Here is an 18,521-nt window from a genome sequence, read left to right on the forward strand (position 1 = left end):
GACACAATAGGTTAAAATGCTTGCCCCATTTATGGAGGTTTTTATGAAAATGTTCGCCTTATTCTTGTTGCTGTTACATGGAGTTTATCTTTTTAGTTGGGAAGTCTCTGTTTACCCCCGAAGTTACGTCTTAAAACAGTTTGATCAAACTGCAACAGAGTTTGCTTGGCGCTTTGAAAAATATGGAATGGTTCGCCCTTTTTCTTCTTATCATCGAAACAAAACTGAAGAAGAGCTGAGGGCTGAATTTCGCAGATTAAAAGATGATCGGTTTCAAATTTGGTACAATGCGACTCCAGGTTGGTACAACTTTGTAGAAGTGAATGAAGATTTTCTTTTTGCGGAAACCCTTTTTTATGAAGACTGCTTCCGCGCAGGGAATTGCATTGCATTTGACTACAACAATACCCATTCTTCGTTCAATTCGAGCAATATTGTGATCGGACCTGACCGGTTTCTTGCGATGGAAGGGCCCCGTTCAACGGAAGAAATGGCCTTTTTTTCACTCTTGACCACTTACCAAGTCACCCACTTGGTTCGACTTACTCCAGAGTTTGATACTCGTAAAAAATGCCATCCTTATTGGAAAGGAAGAACAGAAATAACTGATTCTGGAACGTTTTTACAGGTTTCTCTTCGGGGAGGAAGTCCTTATTCGATTCGTTACTATGAAATTGAAGATTGGGTCGATCATGATGGGATTGATCCCCATCGTCTTATTGAACTGATCCAAACGATCCGTTCAACTTATGATCCTGAGCAAGGCTTAATTGCTGTCCATTGTAGCGCAGGTGTAGGGCGAACGGGAACGTTTATTGCCGCATTTATTCTCCTCTCTGAAATTGACAGGCAATTGGAAGCAGGAGAAGAGATACGCTTAAGTATCGAAGAGCTTGTTTTTAAACTGAGTTTGCAACGAAAATACATGGTGACACGACTGGCGCAATATCAAACGTTACATGATGTTGTTGCAATCTACTTGGAGGAGCATGTTCAAGCTACACCTTAAAACGCTGTACGTAGAAACCGATCAGGGAGGCATTGTCCATAACTCTGCTTACATCGTCTATCTCGAAAACGCTCGGATCGATTTTTACAGTCCATAGGACTTGATATCAATGTGCTTGAAAAAGGGGGAATGCAATGTCCTGTTGTTTCTCAATCGGTTAAGTACTTAAAGCCTCTTTTTTCTCTTCAAGAAATTGAGGTGCACGTTTGGATTGAATCCTATTCAAAGGTTCGTTTTGTTTTAGGTTATGAAATCCTACGCGGCAAAGATAAAATTCTCATTGGACAATCAGAGCATTGTTTTTTAGATCAGAACTTTAAGCCTCTTCGTATATACTCAAACAACTTCAAAAATTGTTTGAGTATAAATCCAGAAACACAAAATGTATTGAGAGCAATCTTATTGAAAATTAAAGAAGAGATGTGGTTTGTTTAAAAAATATTAGGAGCGTTTTTTGGAATATTCTACTTCAAATCCAAAAGTTTCTGTCTTGCTAGCAACGCGCAACGGACTTCCATTTCTTCGACAAAACATTGAAAGTTTGAAAAGTCAAACGTTCAAAGACTTCGAACTGATCATTCAAGATGGAGATTCGACAGATGGTTCGGTTGAATATCTATCTTCAATCAAAGATACCCTTCGCTTTCCTTACAGCTTTGAATCGGCACCAGACAATGGAATAAGGCAAGCTTACGGAAGAGCTCTACAGCGGAGCCAAGGAAACATCTTGTATTTTACAGCTTCAGATGAGAGACTTCCTTCAGATGGATTGGAGCGAGCTGTTTTTCACTTTGATCAAAATCCCCGTGTCAAAATTGTGTATGGATCAGTGAAGACAGTTGACGAAAAAGGGGGTGAAATTGATCGATATGTTCCTCCTCTATTTGATTTTCATCGTTTTCTTCGATTTGAAAGTTCCTTCCCTATGGCTTGCACTTTTTTGAAAAGTCAAGTTGTTAAGCAGGTCGCACAAGACATGTCTTTCAACGAACCTACTCTAGCTTGGGATTATGATCTTTGGATTCGTTTAGGTGAGATTTTAAAGGACGAAGAGATTTTTTATCGCCCAAACGAGTGTTTTGCTGAAATATTAGCGACCCCAGTTTCTCGGAGCTTTCAAGGGAAAATTTGGGAGCAATTTCCCCAAGATGCTTGTTTTATGTTTGACAGGTTTATATGCAGCTCTTTAGAGAGGCAAAAGCTTTTAAGCTATCCTCAGGCTTATTATCAATCTCTATACGTAGGCATTGCTTTAAGAAAGATACTAGAATTAGAAGGGGTGACGCCTCGCGCTCGGGAAATATATGCAAAGTTAAGAGGGCTCAACTTTTCAGGCCATTTAGTTCCATATAATGCAGAAATTTCCTGCGATTTTAATCCTCAGAATTGCACAATTTTCCCTGGGACAAAGCAATTACACTATTTGGGCCTTTGGAAAGTTGTTTCAGAGTTTTCTAATTTATTAGAACGCTTTTCTTTAAGATGGCTGAATGAGAGTTCCCACTTTCGTTTTTATCCTAGATGGAGAAATAGAAAAAAATCTCTAAATCAGATGTTTATTCTGGCGGGCCGAATTTTTTCTATTTTCACGGTGGTTTTCAAGAAAAAACGGTTGCTGTTTAGATCTGGTGAATTCTTATGGGGGTATTCAGTTCAGTTTGATATTGAAAACTGCATTGACAAAACCCCTCACAAAAAACGGTGGCTAAAAATCGATTTAAAAGTCTTTTCTGGTGCCATAGGAATATGCCTAATGAAAAAAGATGCAAAGGGTGAATTAGCTATTCGAGAAGAGCAAACGTTTATTCCTGGTCAAAAAGTGACAACCTATTTTCATCTGCCAAATGAGGATTCAGTCACACTTATTTTTCGCAATAATCTCACAACACATTGTTTGTACGAGATCCATCGCATTACAATTGTTGAATCACGGTAACTTAAACCCAAATGACGACACTATATTCCTCGATCATATGGGGTTAAAGAGAGCTGATGCTGTACTCTTGTCTGATATTCGCATCGTAGTAATCAATGAGCTCATCTGCGCGTGAAAAGCCCATGTTTTTGAGCTCTTCATAGGTTCGGAGCCCTTTGGCGTTGAGCCCTTGTTGGAAATAGAGAACTCCTAGGCGGAACATGATTTGTTTGTCTTCTGGACAAAGTTTTAAAATGTTTTCGTAGTAGAGGATTTCTTCTCTAAACATTTTGAGATCATGGTAGCAGGTAGCGAGTTGGGCTTGTACCCAGGGATCATTCGGAGAGTAATGGTCCAAAATTTTGAATTCTTGAATGGCTTTTTCAGAAGCCGCTTGGAACTTCTCGTGCATCTCTTTTGAATCCCCTTGATAGATTTTGGAGAGGGCGACATAGGCGTTGGCAAGAGAGGCGTGAGCTTCAAGGTCAGTTGGGGTTTCTTTGATGAGCTGGATGTGCTCTGTAATGGAGACGAGGAGCAGAATCTCTTTCATTTTGTGCAGATCTTTGTGGTGGCAAAAGTTAGTGAACTTCCTCATCAAATTGTTGAGAGAGTGGGTGACGGCCGGTAGGGTATAGAGGGAAGATTCGTGTTTCATGAGATGGGTTGCAAAACGGTAAGCGGAGTTGGCTAAAGAAAGGTGGTATTCAGAAGATCCGAGATTTTTTGGTAAACTTTGTTTGCAAAGGCGCATGAACCAGTTGCGCAATTCAATGAACTGTTCTGGTTTTTTCGTTTGAAAGTAAAAGAGAATGACGAGATAGGCGAAGGCAGTCAAAATAATTCCGGCAAGAGAAAAGGCTATAAGGGCAGACTTGGATAGAAAAGTTAAAGAAAGAGAAAATGCGACGATTTCGCTGATTAAAAGCCCAAGAAAAAAGAGATGAAAAAAGATGTAAGAGCGGATAATTTTCTTGAATTGTTTGAGTCCAATAGAGCAATGAGTCTCGACATTTTTTCGAAAACTATCATGATCAAAACGTCTTGAGATTTCTTTGTATATCTCTTTGACACTCATTTAGCAAAGTCCTGTAGGTGGGCAACAATCTTACGATCTTTTTTATCCTTACATTCTGCATTTACTGCAAGAATAAATCAAGCCGCGCGCAAAAAAATCTTTGGGAAAGAACTGGTAAGTGTTCTTTCCCAATTTCCCCAATGACTTAAGTCTTATACATCATGTGATTGATGACTTTTTCGGAGACCCCGGCGTCGCGTAATCGATCGATTTGGTAATTGTTAAGTGTATAGTGGCTATCAGTCTTTTGAATAAGATCAATGATTTTATCATCACTGATGTTTGCTTTGCTCAAGTTGATGACATCATTTACACTTAATCTTTCGCCGTTGTCAACGCGTCTATATGTCTGTGGACTTTGTTTTTGTAAGTTTTTCTGATCTTGGTTATCAAGATAGGCTCCAATGAGTCCTCCTGCTATCACACCGGCTGCACCGCCGATGAGAGCTCCCGAGCCTCCCCCAGCAATTCCACCGATTCCAGCACCTAAAGCACCTCCAGCAAGTGCCCCAGTTCCTGTTTTAGATTCGCATCCCCAGAAAAGGGTAGCAGCAAGACCTAAAACGAGAATCGAAGTCTTCTTATTAATCATAAAATCCTCTTAATTAGGTAATTGTAACATCGACCGTAATTCAGTCGAATGATATACATAAATAGTTTCTTCCTTAATTGTTATTTATCAAATTCCAGAAAGAATTAGAAACAATTTTTCTAATTTACGTTTATTTTGTTTCTGAAAACAAAAAGGATCAATAATGAAAGTAAAAATGAAGAGCTTGCAAAAAGATATATGGTCCGAATGTCAAACTCTCCGATGAATCCTCCGAAAAGGGGGGCAATGAGCATCGAAAGAGTGGCAACCGATTGGTTAATTCCAAGTAGCTTTCCCTGCAAATAGTTAGGGGCCTTTTTAGAAATCAAAGCAAGACAGTTTGTCCAGACAAGTGAGGCAAATATGGACCCGAATAAAATGAAGTGGAAAAAGAGATAATAAACTCTTATTTCAGAAGCAACAAAAAGGCAAATAGTAGCGATTAACAAACTAATGGTCAATATTTTAAGTGGAGAGAAAAACCGAATCAGAATTCTTTCAAACCACATGTTGCTGATGCACCATCCAATCCCCACACTGATGAAAAGGGTGGTGATCATGACTTTGGTGCCATGAAAATGTTCGAGCAAGAAGCTCGAAAGGAATTGTAGTGAGACGATCCAACCTAACATGAAGAAAAAGAAGAGAGGATAAAGAAAGTGAAGAGAAGAAGCTCGATAGATTTGAAAAAGTTCAACCACTTGATTTTTATAGACTTTACTCATACGGCTAAGGCGATGATGCGTTTCTGAAAAAGCCTTCCAAATGATTCCGATATTTAGAAGGGAAAGAGCTGTGATAATCCAAAAAGGGAGAGAGGAATTAAAGACTTTCGCTAAGGTGTTGTTCGATAAGATTCCGCCTATTGCGATTGCAATGACAAAACTGATTCCTGCAACGCTGGCAACAATCCCAAAGTCTTTGGCTCGCGCCTTCACATCTTGGTGTAGATCTGTGATGGTCGTGAGACATATCGTAAAGTTTCCGGCAAAAAAACCTGAGAAAAGGCGACTAAAGAGGACTAATGGATAGCTTTTAATCGCAATTCCTACTCCTGTTAGGAAAAATCCTATTGCTTCTCCGACGAGTGCCACTGTAAAGCCAAAGCGCCGCCCCTTTTTATCGGCAATATGTCCCATAATCGGGCCGCCGATAAATTGCATGAACGGAAACGATGCGATGAGAAACCCAAGTAGAATCATCCTATGTGCAAGTGAATAGGAAACAGGAAGTAGTGCATAAATAGGTTGTAAAACTAGAGGAGTGAAGATGGGATAGACAACCGATAGTCCTAGGTTGTCGAGAAACAAAACAGAAACTGCCGCTCGGAAAGAGCGGCGATTAATCGGCGTGCTTGCCTTTGCCAAACTATTTGCTTTTGGCGAGTTGTGGCTCCTCTTTTAAGCGGTAACCCACACCTCTGACGGTTTCAATCCAGTGAAAATTTGGGCCGAGTTTTTTTCGCAGAGCGGCAATGTGCACATCGATGTTCCGGTCGACGATAAATGCATCATCGTTGTGAATGTCATCTAAAAGTTGATTACGGGTGAGCACTTTTCCTCGTTGCAGCAGGAGGCGCTTGAGAATGCCAAACTCAGAAAGTGTGATCGTGATTTGTTGCTCTTTTTTCCTGAGCAGGTAACGGTCGATATCGAGGTTAAACTCTCCGAAAGAAAGAATGCGATGGGCTTTTTCTGGTTCACGGTTGCGCCGGAGTACCGCTTTAACTCTCGAAAAAAGGACTTTAGGAGAAAACGGTTTTGCAACGTAATCGTCTGCTCCGAGTTCAAGTCCTAAAATCATATCGAGCTCTTCATTTTTTGCGCTGAGAATGATGACTGGAATGTTTTTGAGCTCGGGATTGCTTTTAATTTTTCGACAGACATCAAGTCCGTTCGAACCGGGGAGCATGACATCAAGGATAACGAGATCAGGTTTTTCTCGCTCTACAGCACGATAGCCGTTAATGCCGTCGACTTCTACATGAAGTTTATAACCTGAAAGATCAGCTTGCAACTTTATCAGAGCTGCAATGTCTTCTTCATCTTCAATTAGAAGGATTCTTTTTTTTTGCGCCATTTTAATTACTCCAAAATAGAGGATCTTTTTCAGAATTGGTTCTTTTACCAATTATAACTATAACTCCTAATAAATTGGTATAGCTACTCAAGAAAATTCTTTTACACATAGGCTATTGTGCGTTTCTAAGGAAGTAGGATTTCTTGCCCGACAACAATGAGGTCTGTTGACAAATTGTTGGTTTGTTTGATCGCTTCGACAGACGTTCCTTTTACACGTGCGATTTTTTCAAGAGAATCTCCTGGTTGCACAACATAACGGTTAGAAAGTTCTGAAGCATTTGTAAGTTTTGCAAGCCCTTCTCGCAATTTGACGATGTCTTGGATTTGCTCTTTCTGAACGGCTATTGCCTTTTCAAATTGGGTGATTTTTTCTTTGTATTGCGCTAACGCAGTTGTTGTTTCATTTGCATGTGAACTGAGTTGACGGATATCGCTTAAAATTTTGTCTTGCTTTTTAGCAACTTGAACAATTTTTTTATCGATATTTTGAATTTCAGATGCAAACGTTTCAAGTTTTCCTTGTTTGAGGTCTGAAACTTGCTGTTTTAAGTTCGCTATTGTTTGTTCTTGATCGATGAGTTTGCCTTCTAAAACGTGATGCTCAATTTCATAGGTGTTGAGATCGTGTTTGATTTCTTCGACTTCTGTCCTTACTTTATGGAGACTCATTTCCATTTGGTGCTTATCGGACTTTGAACTGGAGCTAATTGCGCACCCACTTAAGAAAAAAAGTGTGCACAAAGAGAGGGCAAAAATTCTCATTTATCTACCTTTATTCTTTTTTAAATATTTTAAATTCGACACGACGATTTTTTGACCAAGCTTCTGGAGAATGTCCCAAATCAGCTGGCATTTCTTTTCCAAAAGAAATGGTGTAGATGTGGTTGGGATTTACCCCTTTTTTGACGAGTAGGCTTCGCAATGTATTTGCGCGACGCGTTCCAAGAGCTAAATTGTAAGCTTCAGATGCACGTTCATCACAATGTCCCGAAACAAAAATGTAAACATTAGGATTTTTTTTCATGTAATCGGCGATGCGATCGACAACAGCATAGAACTCTTTTTTGCGAAGAACGTGTTCGTCTGTGTTAAAGTAGACGTTTTTGAAAAGTTCTGCGAGATCGGCTTGTGGAGTTGAAAAATGCTCAATGCTCGGAATGCTGCTCCCTTCAACGCCAGGTGATTCTGCAGGTTGAGGAATGTTGAAATTTGCAAATTGCGCTTTAAGATCTTCGTCTTTTAGAGGGATAAACTCTTCTTCAGTTGGTCCTTGGAAGTCATCAGCAGTTTCAATCATGCGTGAGTCGACATCTTTACGCCATAAGAGTTTTCCTTGGCGCTGAATGTAGCGTCCCATCGTTTTAGTGTCTTCCCATGCGGCTCCCGATGAATTTTGGCAGCCAGTGAGGAGGTAACAAGCGGTAAGTAAAGAAGAAAAAAAGTAAAATGACGATTTTTTCATAATGCCCTCTATTAAGGACCCCATGTGGGGTAATGCTTTTTGCCAGGTCCTTCTGTAATTTGTACCATTTCTTTCTGTTTTAGATTAATTAGAAATAATTCTGAAGAAGAAGGATCAACGGTGTTAAAAATAATGTGCATACTATTAGCAGCCCAGCATGGATTTTCTTTATGACTTTTACCTTTTGTTAGTTGAATTTCTTCTTGGGTAATAAAGTCATAAACCATAATTTGTCTGACACCGTCAATCTTAGCACTATAGGCTAATTTTGTGCCATCAGGAGACCATGAGGGGCAGGTATTTTCTCGATATGTCCTTGTCAGGCAGACTGGATGAGGTCGTTTCCAATTTTTAAATGAGGGGATGGAAATGAGAAAAATCCGGGGTGATCCTTCCTGATCTGAAACAAAGGCAACTTTTTTTCCATCGGGGCGAAAGGTGGGAGAAGCTTGAACGGAGTTGGGGAAAGAGTAAAGTTGGAGTGGCTTCCCCACAAGTCCTTGATCAGGATCAAATGCCTGTAAAAAGAGGTCGGCTTGTCCTCCCGCGTCACAAATGAAAGCGATCATGTCTCCAGAATGAGAAAAACTGGGTAGAAGTTGGTTGCCACGTAGGGAAAGAAAGGGTTTTCCACTTTTGGCATCAAAGGAAGAGATGTAAATCTTAGGTTGCCCAAGCTTGTAATTCACATAGAGGAATCTATTTTTGGTAAAATTTCCTTCTTTTGGAAAGAGAAGAGGGCTAATGCAGTAACTTTTTTCTTGAGTCAGTTGACGAGCATTTTTTCCGTCATAATCGGCTGCCCAGATTTCCGACTTCCAGTTGCTTCCATCGGGAAATTGAACAGCATAAAAAATTTGGGTTTGGGAAATTCCTTTAATGCTTCCAATGATTTCGGTGATTTGATCGGAAATGGCGTGCATAACACGTCTGTCGGAAGCGAGCACACCTGTTAAATGGTGGGGTTCAAGAGGTGTTGTTTGGCCTGTTTTAAGAGAAAAAAGACTTCCCGAGATGATACTTCCGTGGATAGAAATTTTGGCAACGTAGGCATAACCTTGAGGCTTCCAAAAAGCAGGTGAAAGGTCGTCATTTAAGAGCTTATTTTCTTCTTCTGTTTTTCCACTGATCCCTTTAGTGATCCCGTTTTGACTTAGATCAAAAAGAAGAATTTCTTTGAGCTTCGGAGATGGGCAGCTGATGTAGATTGAAGGGAGCTCTTCACTTTTTGCAAGCGACACGACAATTTCTTGATCGATATCACTGCAAAATGCAAGTAGTGGCATAAAAATGAGAAACCAAAATTTATTTTTCATGGCAGAAATTCAAGGTAAAAGTGTGTTTTACTTTTCCAGCTAGCTCATTTGAAAATGGGGGCAATTCCATATGGATGAGTTCATGCTGAAGGTAAGTTTTATTATTTTCGCTTTCAGCATACAGGACTTGGATCTTTTCTACACGTCCACTTTTTAGGACGGTCAATTGAATGCGCACTTTTCCTTCTTCTGGAAGTTCGAGATGTGTCTTGAGTGCATGAACAAGCAGGGGCAGATAAGAGACTTCTTCTGGTGACGAGGCATCGGAGATATGGTCGATGCTGAGTTCTTGAATTTTTTTGGGGTATACGAGGGGGGGCGCTTTCTCTTGCAGAGTTTGATTCTGCTCAATTTTTGCCAAAGTTTCTTGTAGCTCTTTCAAAACAGTTTGATTCTTTTTTACTTGGGTTGTGGAAGGTTTTTTGGCCTTTGGGGTTGGTTTAGCAGTAGGTTTAGGCGTGGGTTTCGGAGCTTGTTTGGACACAGTTTGTACCTGCACCTGCACTTGTGGTTTGGGTTGAGCAGTGGGTTTAGGTTTTGGCAAGGTGTGCGTGTGTACGACGATCGATTGTTTTGGAATGGGGGGAGAGTGTTCTGTTTTAAAGTTGAAAAATATGAACAGAAAGTGACCACAAAGAACAACTGCTAGAATGGTAGTTTCTCTGGGATGACTTTGGATCCACTTTTTAATCATGATCAACTCGGTTTTAGAATCACGTCCATTTCTTCAAAACCAGCAGCTTCCAAGGCATTTTTGACTGTTTGATAGGTACCAAAAAAAGCTTCTTTATCATGGTAGACTTGCGGAATGGTGTATGGCATCTCAGCTTTACATTTCTTCAAATAGGGGTAAAGGTCTTCTGTTTTGACGCAAGTATTGCCTATCCAAATGGTGTTGTCAGCAAAGACATGGATTTTAAGGGGAGCATTTTCTTGGATCGGCAAAGCCTCTTTCTTTCCTTCTTTTGCAGCAGAGGCAAGAGCCACACGGTCGAGTTCGAGCAATGGGGCGACTAAAATGAAGAGAATGAGTACAACAAAGACAACGTCAATGAGAGGGGTCAGGTTTACAAGCCCTTCATCATCTATGCTACGACTTAATGTAAAATGATGTTTTCTCATTCGATGTCCACTTTGCGATATTGGAGTTCAACAGTTGAGAGGAGAAAATGACTAAAGTCGCGCATCTCTGTTGTAAAATGGCTACTGAGATTTTTAAGATAGTTGTAGGCAATGAGTGCAGGTATTGCAATTAAAAGCCCCAAAACAGTTGTTGTTAAAGCGGTGGAAAGTCCTCCGAGAATGATCGAGTTCGAAGAGACTGAATGTCCGGCTTGAAGTTCTCCAAATGTAATGAGAATTCCCCACACTGTCCCAAGCAGTCCTAAAAAGGGAGCAAGTGTAACAGTTGTCGAAAGGATAAAAAGGTTTTTTTCGAGATCTTCTCGTTCTTTTGCGATTGAAGACTGAAGGTGGGAATCGATAAGTTCAACGTCAGTTCTTGAAAGAAAATTTTGATTTCCGCTGAGGTAAAAATGGTTTTTATCGAGAATCGCAACTGTATTTTGTTGAATAGTTCGATAAAGTTTATGAAAAGGCTCTGGAATATGCCGTTTTTGCTTTACTGGCTCGACTTTGATGTTAAGCAATGAGTCTTTTTGCAAAGTAATGGCTTGCTTAAAAATTTTGGACTGTCGTTTGACTTGATTGAAGGTCCAAATTTTGTGAATTAAGAAAAACCACGAAATCACCGAAAGAGCGAATAAGGCAAAAAAGATCATCTTACCAAAGGCATCTGCTTGATAAAAGGCTTGAAAAAATGTTCCCATGGATCACACTTGAGTTTTTGCCATAGTCATACTTGAGGAAAAACCTAATTGTCAAGGAAAGCTCGCCCATGATATTTTAATGAGTATGTATTGTGATTCACATGCTCACTTAACTTGTGACCCTGTTTTTGAAGATGTTTCTAACATTCTTAAGCGGGCGAAAGAGGCAAAAGTTAATTCGATTGTTAACATTTGCACCGATAAGATAACCCTTCAACGAGGGCTAAAACTTGCGGAGGATGTCAAGTGGATTTACAATGTTGGTGCGACAACACCTCATGATGTTGAAAAAGAAGGTGGTATTTATTTTCACCTCTTTGAAGAGGCTGCTACAAGTGGAAAACTCGTTGCAATCGGTGAAACAGGTCTCGATTACCACTACGAGCATTCACCCAAAACATTGCAGCAAGCGTTTTTAATTCGTTACTTCGAGCTTGCAAAGAGATGCAACCTTCCAGTTGTAATCCATTGTCGTGATGCATTTGATGATCTTTTTGCCCTTGCCGATGAGCATTATAAAAAAGGTCCACTTCTTCTCCATTGTTTTACAGGAACTCTCGATGATGCTGAAAGAGCGTTAGATCGCAACTGGCTGATTTCTTTTAGTGGGATCATCACATTTAAAAAGTCCGAAGAACTCAGACATGTGGTGAAAGAAGTTCCGATTAAGCAATTGCTTGTAGAAACCGATACGCCTTACCTTGCTCCACTCTCTAAAAGGGGAAAGCAAAATGAGCCAAGTTTCTTGCCAGAAACTGCGCAAACCATTGCCAATGTCAAAGGGCTCCCATTAAATGAAGTTGCAACCGTGACGCGCGAAAATGCGCACGCCTTTTTTGGAATTGGGTAAGATTTTTTTAACTCACGTTTGATCCACATTAACAGAGATAGATTTGAAAAGGCTGTGAATAAGCTTGGTTTGAGTTTTTTTGAGGTGGTGGTAACTGATTAGGCGGCGGCGATGGTAAGTTATTTGGGTCAATCCTTTGCCTTTCATTGAGATTATTCTCCCACTGTTCCATGTTGTTTAGAGAATCTGCAACTGCATCTGCTGTCATAGCCACTCCTGATACAATCAGTGTTGTAGACAAACCCCAGAAAACGGGGCCAAAAGACACCCGGCTGCGATTTGACTAACGCCCAGCCAAAATTTTAATTGCACACCTTTTGGTTGCTTTTCCTTACATAGAAAAATTGTAGGGGAAGTGGATCAGGAATAGCGTGAATCTTCTCTGCAAAAATAATCCTAAGCTTTTTCATATAAATCGCGAATGAGTAACACAAGCTGTTCTGATAAATAACTTTCTTCCAACATAGATATGCTTTCAGCCATGAGTATAGAACTTTCTTGTAATTCGCCTTTTGATAATAAAACCGTTGCCCTAAGCCCTTTGATAAGAGCTTTGTTTTGCCAGTATTCTTCCTCCATTTTGTCCAATAGAAAAAGACTTTCTTCGATCCTGCTTTTCAGTAAATCATCAGCAAATTCTTCTAAGCTTTCTGTAAAAGATGATCCAAAAATCAGAGAGCAATGAGATAAAATGAGCCATAACAACCGTTTCATAAATCTAACCTAACTTCATAAACCAAACAAAAAAAACAACAGAAGCAATAGTTAAAAATAAGTAGATCATTCCCTTATTAATTGATTTCTGATCTTCCTTTTTCCATCCCATTTTCAAAGGAAGGAGGAATTTTTGAAAACTTAAAGCAAAGACAACAGCGCAAACTGGCTTCATAATTTGGATAAGCCACCATCCAAATGGATAACCGTTCATAACATTATTCCTCCCATTTAAGGTTATGAAAGCAAGGAGTTTATTTTAGTGTCCTTCTCTATGTCAAGGTGGTTTTTTAAGTGTACTCTTCGATGTCAATAAAAAGGCTTCTTTTAAATGAAGTTGCAACGGTGACGCGCGAAAATGCACACGCGTTCTTCCGTATTGCGTAAGATTCTTTAACTCACGTTTAATTCACATTAACAGAGATAGAAAAGACACTCACCTGTGATTTGGCTAACGCCCAGCCAAAATTAAAAAAACCCCTCGCCTTACAGGCGAAGGAAAGCTATAATGAAGTCCTTCCAAAGGACGAATTTATGGTAAAACATGAGACACTAAAGAACAAATAGCTATAGTAAGCATGACTTGAAAGCCCATGTTGTATCGAAAAAGAGTGTTGGTGGGAAAAGTAGCAGAAAGAACTAGAGACTTGTTAAGACAAGTTTGGATGGAACATGAAGTTGAAATCATTTCAGGGAAAATAGCAAGTGATCACGTGCATATGTTTATCTCATATAGTCCACAAGCTGCTATAATTAAACTAGTTCAATATTTGAAAGGAACGAGCTCAAGACTTCTTTTGCAGGAGTTTGCTCATCTAAGAAAGCAATTTTGGGGCCGACGTTTTTGGGGAAGAGGGTATATGGTGGTCAGCTCAGGAAATATTATCGATGAGATGATCCAAAAATACATTGATGAGCAAGAAGGGGAGCCTGTTGATCACAATCAATTTCAAATTGATTCCTGTTTATAACCCCCCAGCTTATAGCTGTGGGTTGTTTATTGCGAAGAATCATCTCATTACAAAAGTCGCCGAATAAAATATATTACGTTTTTCTAGGGTTAACATCAAAACAGCCCCCTATTTTCTAGAGATGGTCTAGAAAGTAGCATGCTGTTTTCTAGACATGCCTAGGCAAACGCAAATGAGGTGTTGGTCAAAATGAATTCCTAATTCTTCAAACCAGAAACTTTTTGCAAAATTCATAAATTTTTTTCTTTTTCAAATTTATCTTTATCAGTTTAATGAAAATCATGACGACTAAAGCTTACACCTTCCCTAAAGATTTTGTTTGGCGAAGACTTCATTCGCTGTTTGGTTTGTGGATTGCCATCTTTTTGGTAGAGCACATGCTCACTAACTCTCAAGCCGCGCTTTTGATCGGCGCAAATGGCGAGGGGTTCATACGCGCTGTCAACTTTCTGAAAAACCTTCCATATTTGCATGTCATCGAAATTGTTTTACTTGGAGTGCCGATTCTCTTTCATGGAATATGGGGAATCAAGGTCCTCATGACGTCGAAAATAAATGCTTTCCCCGGAGAGAAAAAGCGTCCTGTTTTAACCAAGTACACTCGCAATCATGCTTACAGCTGGCAACGTATTTCTTCATGGATTCTTTTGATAGGCCTTATTGCACACGTTGGCTACATGCGTTTTTACATGTATCCAACTGAAGTGAATCGAGGGGAAAAGTCTTTTTATTTTGTGCGTATCGGAATGGATCCAGGTCTTTACACTGTTGCAGATCGTTTAGGTGTAAAACTCTATGATGCAGCGGAAATTAAAGAAGCGGAGCAAAAGGTTGATTTGGCTGAAGAGCACCTTGCTGAAATTGTGCAGCAAGCCAGAAAGATCCAAGAAAGTGATACAGAACCTTATATCTATCATGAGCATTCGGAAGAAATTTTAAAACAGTATCAAATGCTCGAAGATCAGCAGGCGTGGCTTAAAGGGCTCACTGATCGGGCTCCGAGCAAGAGTGAAGTGATTGCAGAGGCGTCTGATTTTGGCACTGCGGAGCTACTTGTAGTAAGAGACTCATTTCGGAGTGTGTTTAAAGCGATATTATACACGATATTTGTAATTGCAGCGGTCTTCCATGGGTTCAATGGTCTGTGGACATTTATGATTACTTGGGGAATTGTTCTAAAAATGCGTTCTCAATCACGTGCGGTGAACTGGTGCGTTGGGATTATGCTCATTGTGGGTTTTTTAGGATTAGCATCGATTTGGGGAACCTACTTTATCAATTTAAGGAACTGACATGCGGAAAAAAGAAGTCATTGTTGTTGGTGGCGGTTTAGCTGGTTTAAGTGCTGCTATGCGGCTGGCAGAAAATGGCTGTCATGTGAAAATCATTTCGGTGACGCAGGTCAAACGTTCTCATTCTGTTTGTGCGCAAGGGGGAATTAACGCTGCTGTTAATATCAAAGGAGAAGAAGATTCTCCGATCATCCATACATATGATACAATTAAGGGAGGCGATTTTCTTGGGCAACAGCCCCCCATTTTGGAAATGTGTCTCTGTGCTCCGCTCATCATTCAAATGATGGACCGTTTTGGGTGCACATTTAATCGCACTCCAGAAGGAAACATCGACTTTCGCCGTTTTGGAGGGACGCTTTACAATCGAACGGCGTTTTGTGGGGCATCGACAGGTCAACAACTCCTTTATTCGTTAGACGAACAGGTCAGAAGATTTGAGGTGAAAGGACAAGTCTCGAAATTTGAACATCATGAATTCATGCGGCTTGTCCTAGATGACGCAGGGATTGCCCGTGGCATTGTGGTGATGAACCTCTTCAACCTTGAACTTGAAGTGCTCAGAGCCGATGCTGTGATCATTGCCACGGGTGGCCCGGGTCTGATTTTTAAACGGTCGACTAACTCAACTTTTTGTACAGGGGCAGCAAATGGCCGGCTTTACATGCAAGGAATGAAATATGGGAATGGAGAGTTCATTCAAATTCATCCGACGGCAATTCCTGGGTCAGATAAACTCCGATTGATGTCCGAATCGATTCGAGGAGAAGGTGGACGGGTGTGGGTGTATGGTGATGCATCGAAGACAATTGAAACCCCAGATGGTCAAACGATTCCATGTGGTGAAACAGGTAAACCTTGGTACTTTTTAGAAGAACTTTATCCTGCCTTTGGCAATTTGGTGCCGCGAGATATTGGGGCGCGCGAAATTTTGCGCATCATTGAACTTGGGCTTGGAGTCGAAGGGCGTGATGAAGTTTACTTGGATGTGACCCATTTGCCTGAGCAATCGGTCCATAAGTTAGAATCTGTTCTTCACATTTATCAACGATTTACTGGAGAAAATCCACGAAAAGTTCCGATGCGGATTGCACCTGCTGTCCATTACTCGATGGGAGGAGCTTGGGTTGATTGGCCTTCAGCAGACGATCCAGATCGGATGGCGCGGTTTCGCCAAATGAGCAATCTCCCAGGATGTTTTGTGGCAGGTGAGGCAGAGTACCAGTACCACGGCGCCAACCGATTGGGAGCTAACTCTCTCTTATCTTGTATTTTTGGGGGGCTTGTTGCAGGAGTCGAAGTTCCTCGGTATCTCGATAGTTTAAGTGGAACTTGGGAAGATACTCCAGAGCAGTTTTTCCAAGATGCACTGAAGCACGAAGTGAATTTCAAAGAAGATCTCATGTCTCGAGATGGCAGTGAAAATGTTCATATGCTGCATGAAGAACTCGCTAAAGTGATGGTTCAAAATGTGACTGTCAAGCGTAACAATCAAGACCTGAAGAAGACACTAGATAAGATAAAAGAAATTCGGGAGCGGTATAAAAACATCCGATTGGATGACCAAGGGCACCGCCTCAATCAGACATATATCTTTGCGAATCAATTCCAATCGATGTTGGAGCTTGCCCTTGTTGTGACGAAAGGGGCGCTTTTGCGTGATGAGTTTCGAGGGTCCCATTTTAAACCAGAGTTTCCTGAGCGTGACGATGAAAATTGGCTCAAAGAAACCATTGCAACATATGATCCTAAAAGTGATGAACCCCAAATTACTTATGGCGACATTGACATGCGTCATTTAAAGCCGTTAAAAAGAGATTATGTGAAAGCAAAACGGGTAAAACCCCAGTTGGAGAATATTCCGAAGAATATCCAACTGCCCATAGAGTAGGTTTAAAATGACGAAAACATTTATCTTAAAGATTTATCGTGGAACTCCTGATCATCAGTATTGGGAAGAGTTTGAGCTTGAGCTCAAGCCGTATATCAATGTCATTTCAGCTTTGATGGAGGTTCAACAAAATCCGGTGAATCGAAAAGGGGAGAAGGTGACTCCTGTTGCATGGGAACAAGGGTGTTTAGAAGAGGTTTGCGGATCTTGTTCGATGCTTATCAATGGAAAACCCCGCCAAGCTTGTACTGCTATCGTTGAGCCCATTCTAGAGAAAACCAAAACCCATACCATTACTTTGGCTCCTTTTACGAAATTTCCTCTGGTGCGTGATTTGGTAGTTGACCGTAGTTCGATGTTTGAAAATCTCAAACGGGTGAATGGGTGGGTTTCTGCAGATGGATCCTTTGTTAAAGGGTTTGGCCCAAAAATCAGCCAAGATAAACAAGAAACGATGTATGTCCTTTCCACATGTATGACGTGTGGCTGTTGCACAGAAGCTTGTCCTCAAGTGAATGTGAAGTCTAAATTCATTGGCCCAGCGCCGATTTCCCAAGTCCGTCTTTTCAACCTCAACCCCACTGGGAAGATGGAAGAAGGAGAGCGCAATCATACTCTCATGGAAGAGGGAGGAATTAGCGATTGTGGGAATGCTCAGAACTGCGTTCAGGTCTGTCCTAAGGAAATCCCCCTTACTGAGTCGATCGCTGTAATGGGGAGAGAGGTCAGCAAGCAAGCCATCAAAGAAATTTTCAACTCCCCTGAAAGAGATTAATTATTAACCCGATCTCTGGGTTTCTTTCACTCATTCTCAGGGATTTTTCTCTTTCTTCTCAGCCTTTTTGCCTCGAAAAGGACCGTTTGGCCCTTTCCATCGGCAAAAATACCGAGAATTTAAGAGAACTTTCTCTCCTGAGACTAAGCAAAATAAACCCAGAGTTCAGGTTAATAGAGCACACGCAGGATGGCAAGATTATGAGACAGCCCCGGTCTGAATTTAATTCCATTTTTTGTACTCCAACAGTCATTGTCCGGCTAGGAACAGTTAAGGAAGATGTTGGCTCTCAGTTAAAATTAGAGGAGGCAGCAAGCGAGGCTCTTATGGTTCAAGCTGTAGTCAACTTGCTAAGTCCGGGTTCAAAATTCAGAAATTAAGAATCAACTAAAATTCTTCATCAACTGTTTGTGGAATTTGAAGCGAGCATTTTATTTATTCTCGAATAAGCTCAAAACTGCGCTTGTCTTTGTTTCGACATTTTTTATAAGTTATTAATCATTAATAACTTATAATATTTTAACATCTTGACAATTAATAATAAATAGTTTATAATTATTATGCGGAATAAGGAGTATGGTCATTAATAACTACGAAATAAATCCAGCTGATAGCTTTACAGGGGCTTGGGCCTCTCAACTCTCAAATTGGGCTAGAGATCCTTCTAGTGAGTCTCCGCTTGCTCGAAAAATCACCTCAAAAATCGGATATGCTCTTCTTATTCCCGTGGGAATCATCGAAACAAT

Annotated in this window: 20 protein-coding genes and 1 pseudogene; 8 read left to right on the top strand and 13 right to left on the bottom strand. The window is 40.6% G+C overall.

The window, feature by feature from the left end:
- Positions 1-43: 43 nt before the first annotated feature.
- The 3 genes from SNE_RS01205 to SNE_RS01215 all read left to right on the top strand — a co-directional run bounded on the left by SNE_RS01205 (position 44) and on the right by SNE_RS01215 (position 2,945).
- Positions 44-1,009 carry a protein-tyrosine phosphatase family protein gene (locus SNE_RS01205; protein WP_041418668.1) on the top strand — a complete coding sequence of 322 codons (966 nt, stop codon included), beginning with the start codon at positions 44-46 and terminating at the stop codon, positions 1,007-1,009.
- Between the two features lie 129 nt (positions 1,010-1,138).
- A complete protein-coding gene (locus SNE_RS01210) occupies positions 1,139-1,444 on the top strand; it encodes an acyl-CoA thioesterase (RefSeq protein ID WP_148258919.1) in 306 nt (101 codons plus the stop codon).
- Between the two features lie 19 nt (positions 1,445-1,463).
- Complete coding sequence (locus SNE_RS01215) at positions 1,464-2,945, top strand: glycosyltransferase (protein WP_013942463.1); 1,482 nt, start codon at positions 1,464-1,466, stop codon at positions 2,943-2,945.
- A gap of 43 nt (positions 2,946-2,988) precedes the next feature.
- Here SNE_RS01215 and SNE_RS01220 read toward each other — a convergent pair whose 3' ends face one another.
- The 10 genes from SNE_RS01220 to SNE_RS01265 form a co-directional block, all read right to left on the bottom strand.
- Positions 2,989-4,002, bottom strand: a complete 1,014-nt coding sequence (locus SNE_RS01220; RefSeq protein WP_013942464.1) for a tetratricopeptide repeat protein — start codon at positions 4,000-4,002, stop codon at positions 2,989-2,991.
- Between the two features lie 145 nt (positions 4,003-4,147).
- Entirely contained in the window at positions 4,148-4,594 is a 447-nt protein-coding gene (locus SNE_RS12510; protein ID WP_013942465.1) for a glycine zipper domain-containing protein, read from the bottom strand.
- Positions 4,595-4,713: 119 nt separating this feature from the next.
- Entirely contained in the window at positions 4,714-5,961 is a 1,248-nt protein-coding gene (locus SNE_RS01230) for an MFS transporter (protein ID WP_013942466.1), read from the bottom strand.
- 1 nt (position 5,962) lies between these two features.
- On the bottom strand, positions 5,963-6,673 hold the full coding sequence (locus SNE_RS01235) for a response regulator (RefSeq protein WP_041419137.1): 711 nt from the start codon (positions 6,671-6,673) through the stop codon (positions 5,963-5,965).
- 125 nt (positions 6,674-6,798) lie between these two features.
- Positions 6,799-7,344, bottom strand: coding sequence for a LysM peptidoglycan-binding domain-containing protein (locus tag SNE_RS01240; protein WP_158307188.1), 546 nt, complete (start codon positions 7,342-7,344; stop codon positions 6,799-6,801).
- A gap of 103 nt (positions 7,345-7,447) precedes the next feature.
- Complete coding sequence (locus SNE_RS01245) at positions 7,448-8,137, bottom strand: OmpA family protein (RefSeq protein ID WP_013942469.1); 690 nt, start codon at positions 8,135-8,137, stop codon at positions 7,448-7,450.
- Positions 8,138-8,148: 11 nt separating this feature from the next.
- Complete coding sequence (locus SNE_RS01250; RefSeq protein WP_013942470.1) at positions 8,149-9,453, bottom strand: PD40 domain-containing protein; 1,305 nt, start codon at positions 9,451-9,453, stop codon at positions 8,149-8,151.
- On the bottom strand, positions 9,443-10,147 hold the full coding sequence (locus SNE_RS01255; protein ID WP_041418670.1) for a hypothetical protein: 705 nt from the start codon (positions 10,145-10,147) through the stop codon (positions 9,443-9,445). The genes SNE_RS01250 and SNE_RS01255 overlap by 11 nt, the downstream gene beginning before the upstream one ends.
- 2 nt (positions 10,148-10,149) lie before the next feature.
- Positions 10,150-10,575 carry an ExbD/TolR family protein gene (locus SNE_RS01260; protein ID WP_013942472.1) on the bottom strand — a complete coding sequence of 142 codons (426 nt, stop codon included), beginning with the start codon at positions 10,573-10,575 and terminating at the stop codon, positions 10,150-10,152.
- Positions 10,572-11,282: a MotA/TolQ/ExbB proton channel family protein gene (locus tag SNE_RS01265; protein WP_013942473.1), complete on the bottom strand. Its 711-nt coding sequence runs from the start codon at positions 11,280-11,282 to the stop codon at positions 10,572-10,574. The genes SNE_RS01260 and SNE_RS01265 overlap by 4 nt, the downstream gene beginning before the upstream one ends.
- A gap of 85 nt (positions 11,283-11,367) precedes the next feature.
- On the opposite strand from SNE_RS01265, the gene SNE_RS01270 reads away from it, so the two are divergent.
- Entirely contained in the window at positions 11,368-12,132 is a 765-nt protein-coding gene (locus SNE_RS01270) for a TatD family hydrolase (protein WP_013942474.1), read from the top strand.
- Positions 12,133-12,160: 28 nt separating this feature from the next.
- Here the strand turns inward: SNE_RS01270 and SNE_RS13020 are convergent, their stop codons facing one another.
- The 3 genes from SNE_RS13020 to SNE_RS01280 all read right to left on the bottom strand — a co-directional run bounded on the left by SNE_RS13020 (position 12,161) and on the right by SNE_RS01280 (position 13,060).
- The gene (locus tag SNE_RS13020; protein WP_148258920.1) at positions 12,161-12,373 is read right to left on the bottom strand and encodes a hypothetical protein; all 213 of its coding nucleotides are present in this window, start codon (positions 12,371-12,373) and stop codon (positions 12,161-12,163) included.
- A 155-nt stretch (positions 12,374-12,528) separates the two neighbouring features.
- Positions 12,529-12,846: a hypothetical protein gene (locus SNE_RS01275; RefSeq protein WP_013942476.1), complete on the bottom strand. Its 318-nt coding sequence runs from the start codon at positions 12,844-12,846 to the stop codon at positions 12,529-12,531.
- Positions 12,847-12,850: 4 nt separating this feature from the next.
- The gene (locus SNE_RS01280; protein ID WP_013942477.1) at positions 12,851-13,060 is read right to left on the bottom strand and encodes a hypothetical protein; all 210 of its coding nucleotides are present in this window, start codon (positions 13,058-13,060) and stop codon (positions 12,851-12,853) included.
- 369 nt (positions 13,061-13,429) lie between these two features.
- Here SNE_RS01280 and tnpA point away from each other — a divergent pair.
- The 4 genes and pseudogenes from tnpA to sdhB all read left to right on the top strand — a co-directional run bounded on the left by tnpA (position 13,430) and on the right by sdhB (position 17,775).
- Positions 13,430-13,817, top strand: a pseudogene (gene tnpA / locus SNE_RS01285) (IS200/IS605 family transposase).
- A 281-nt stretch (positions 13,818-14,098) separates the two neighbouring features.
- Positions 14,099-15,109, top strand: coding sequence for a hypothetical protein (locus SNE_RS01290; RefSeq protein ID WP_041418674.1), 1,011 nt, complete (start codon positions 14,099-14,101; stop codon positions 15,107-15,109).
- A gap of 1 nt (position 15,110) precedes the next feature.
- Entirely contained in the window at positions 15,111-17,000 is a 1,890-nt protein-coding gene (sdhA, locus tag SNE_RS01295; RefSeq protein ID WP_013942481.1) for a succinate dehydrogenase flavoprotein subunit, read from the top strand.
- Positions 17,001-17,007: 7 nt separating this feature from the next.
- Positions 17,008-17,775 carry a succinate dehydrogenase iron-sulfur subunit gene (gene sdhB, locus SNE_RS01300; protein ID WP_013942482.1) on the top strand — a complete coding sequence of 256 codons (768 nt, stop codon included), beginning with the start codon at positions 17,008-17,010 and terminating at the stop codon, positions 17,773-17,775.
- The last annotated feature ends 746 nt before the right edge of the window (positions 17,776-18,521 follow it).

Origin of the sequence: Simkania negevensis Z (assembly GCF_000237205.1) — a bacterium.
GTDB lineage: Bacteria > Chlamydiota > Chlamydiia > Chlamydiales > Simkaniaceae > Simkania > Simkania negevensis.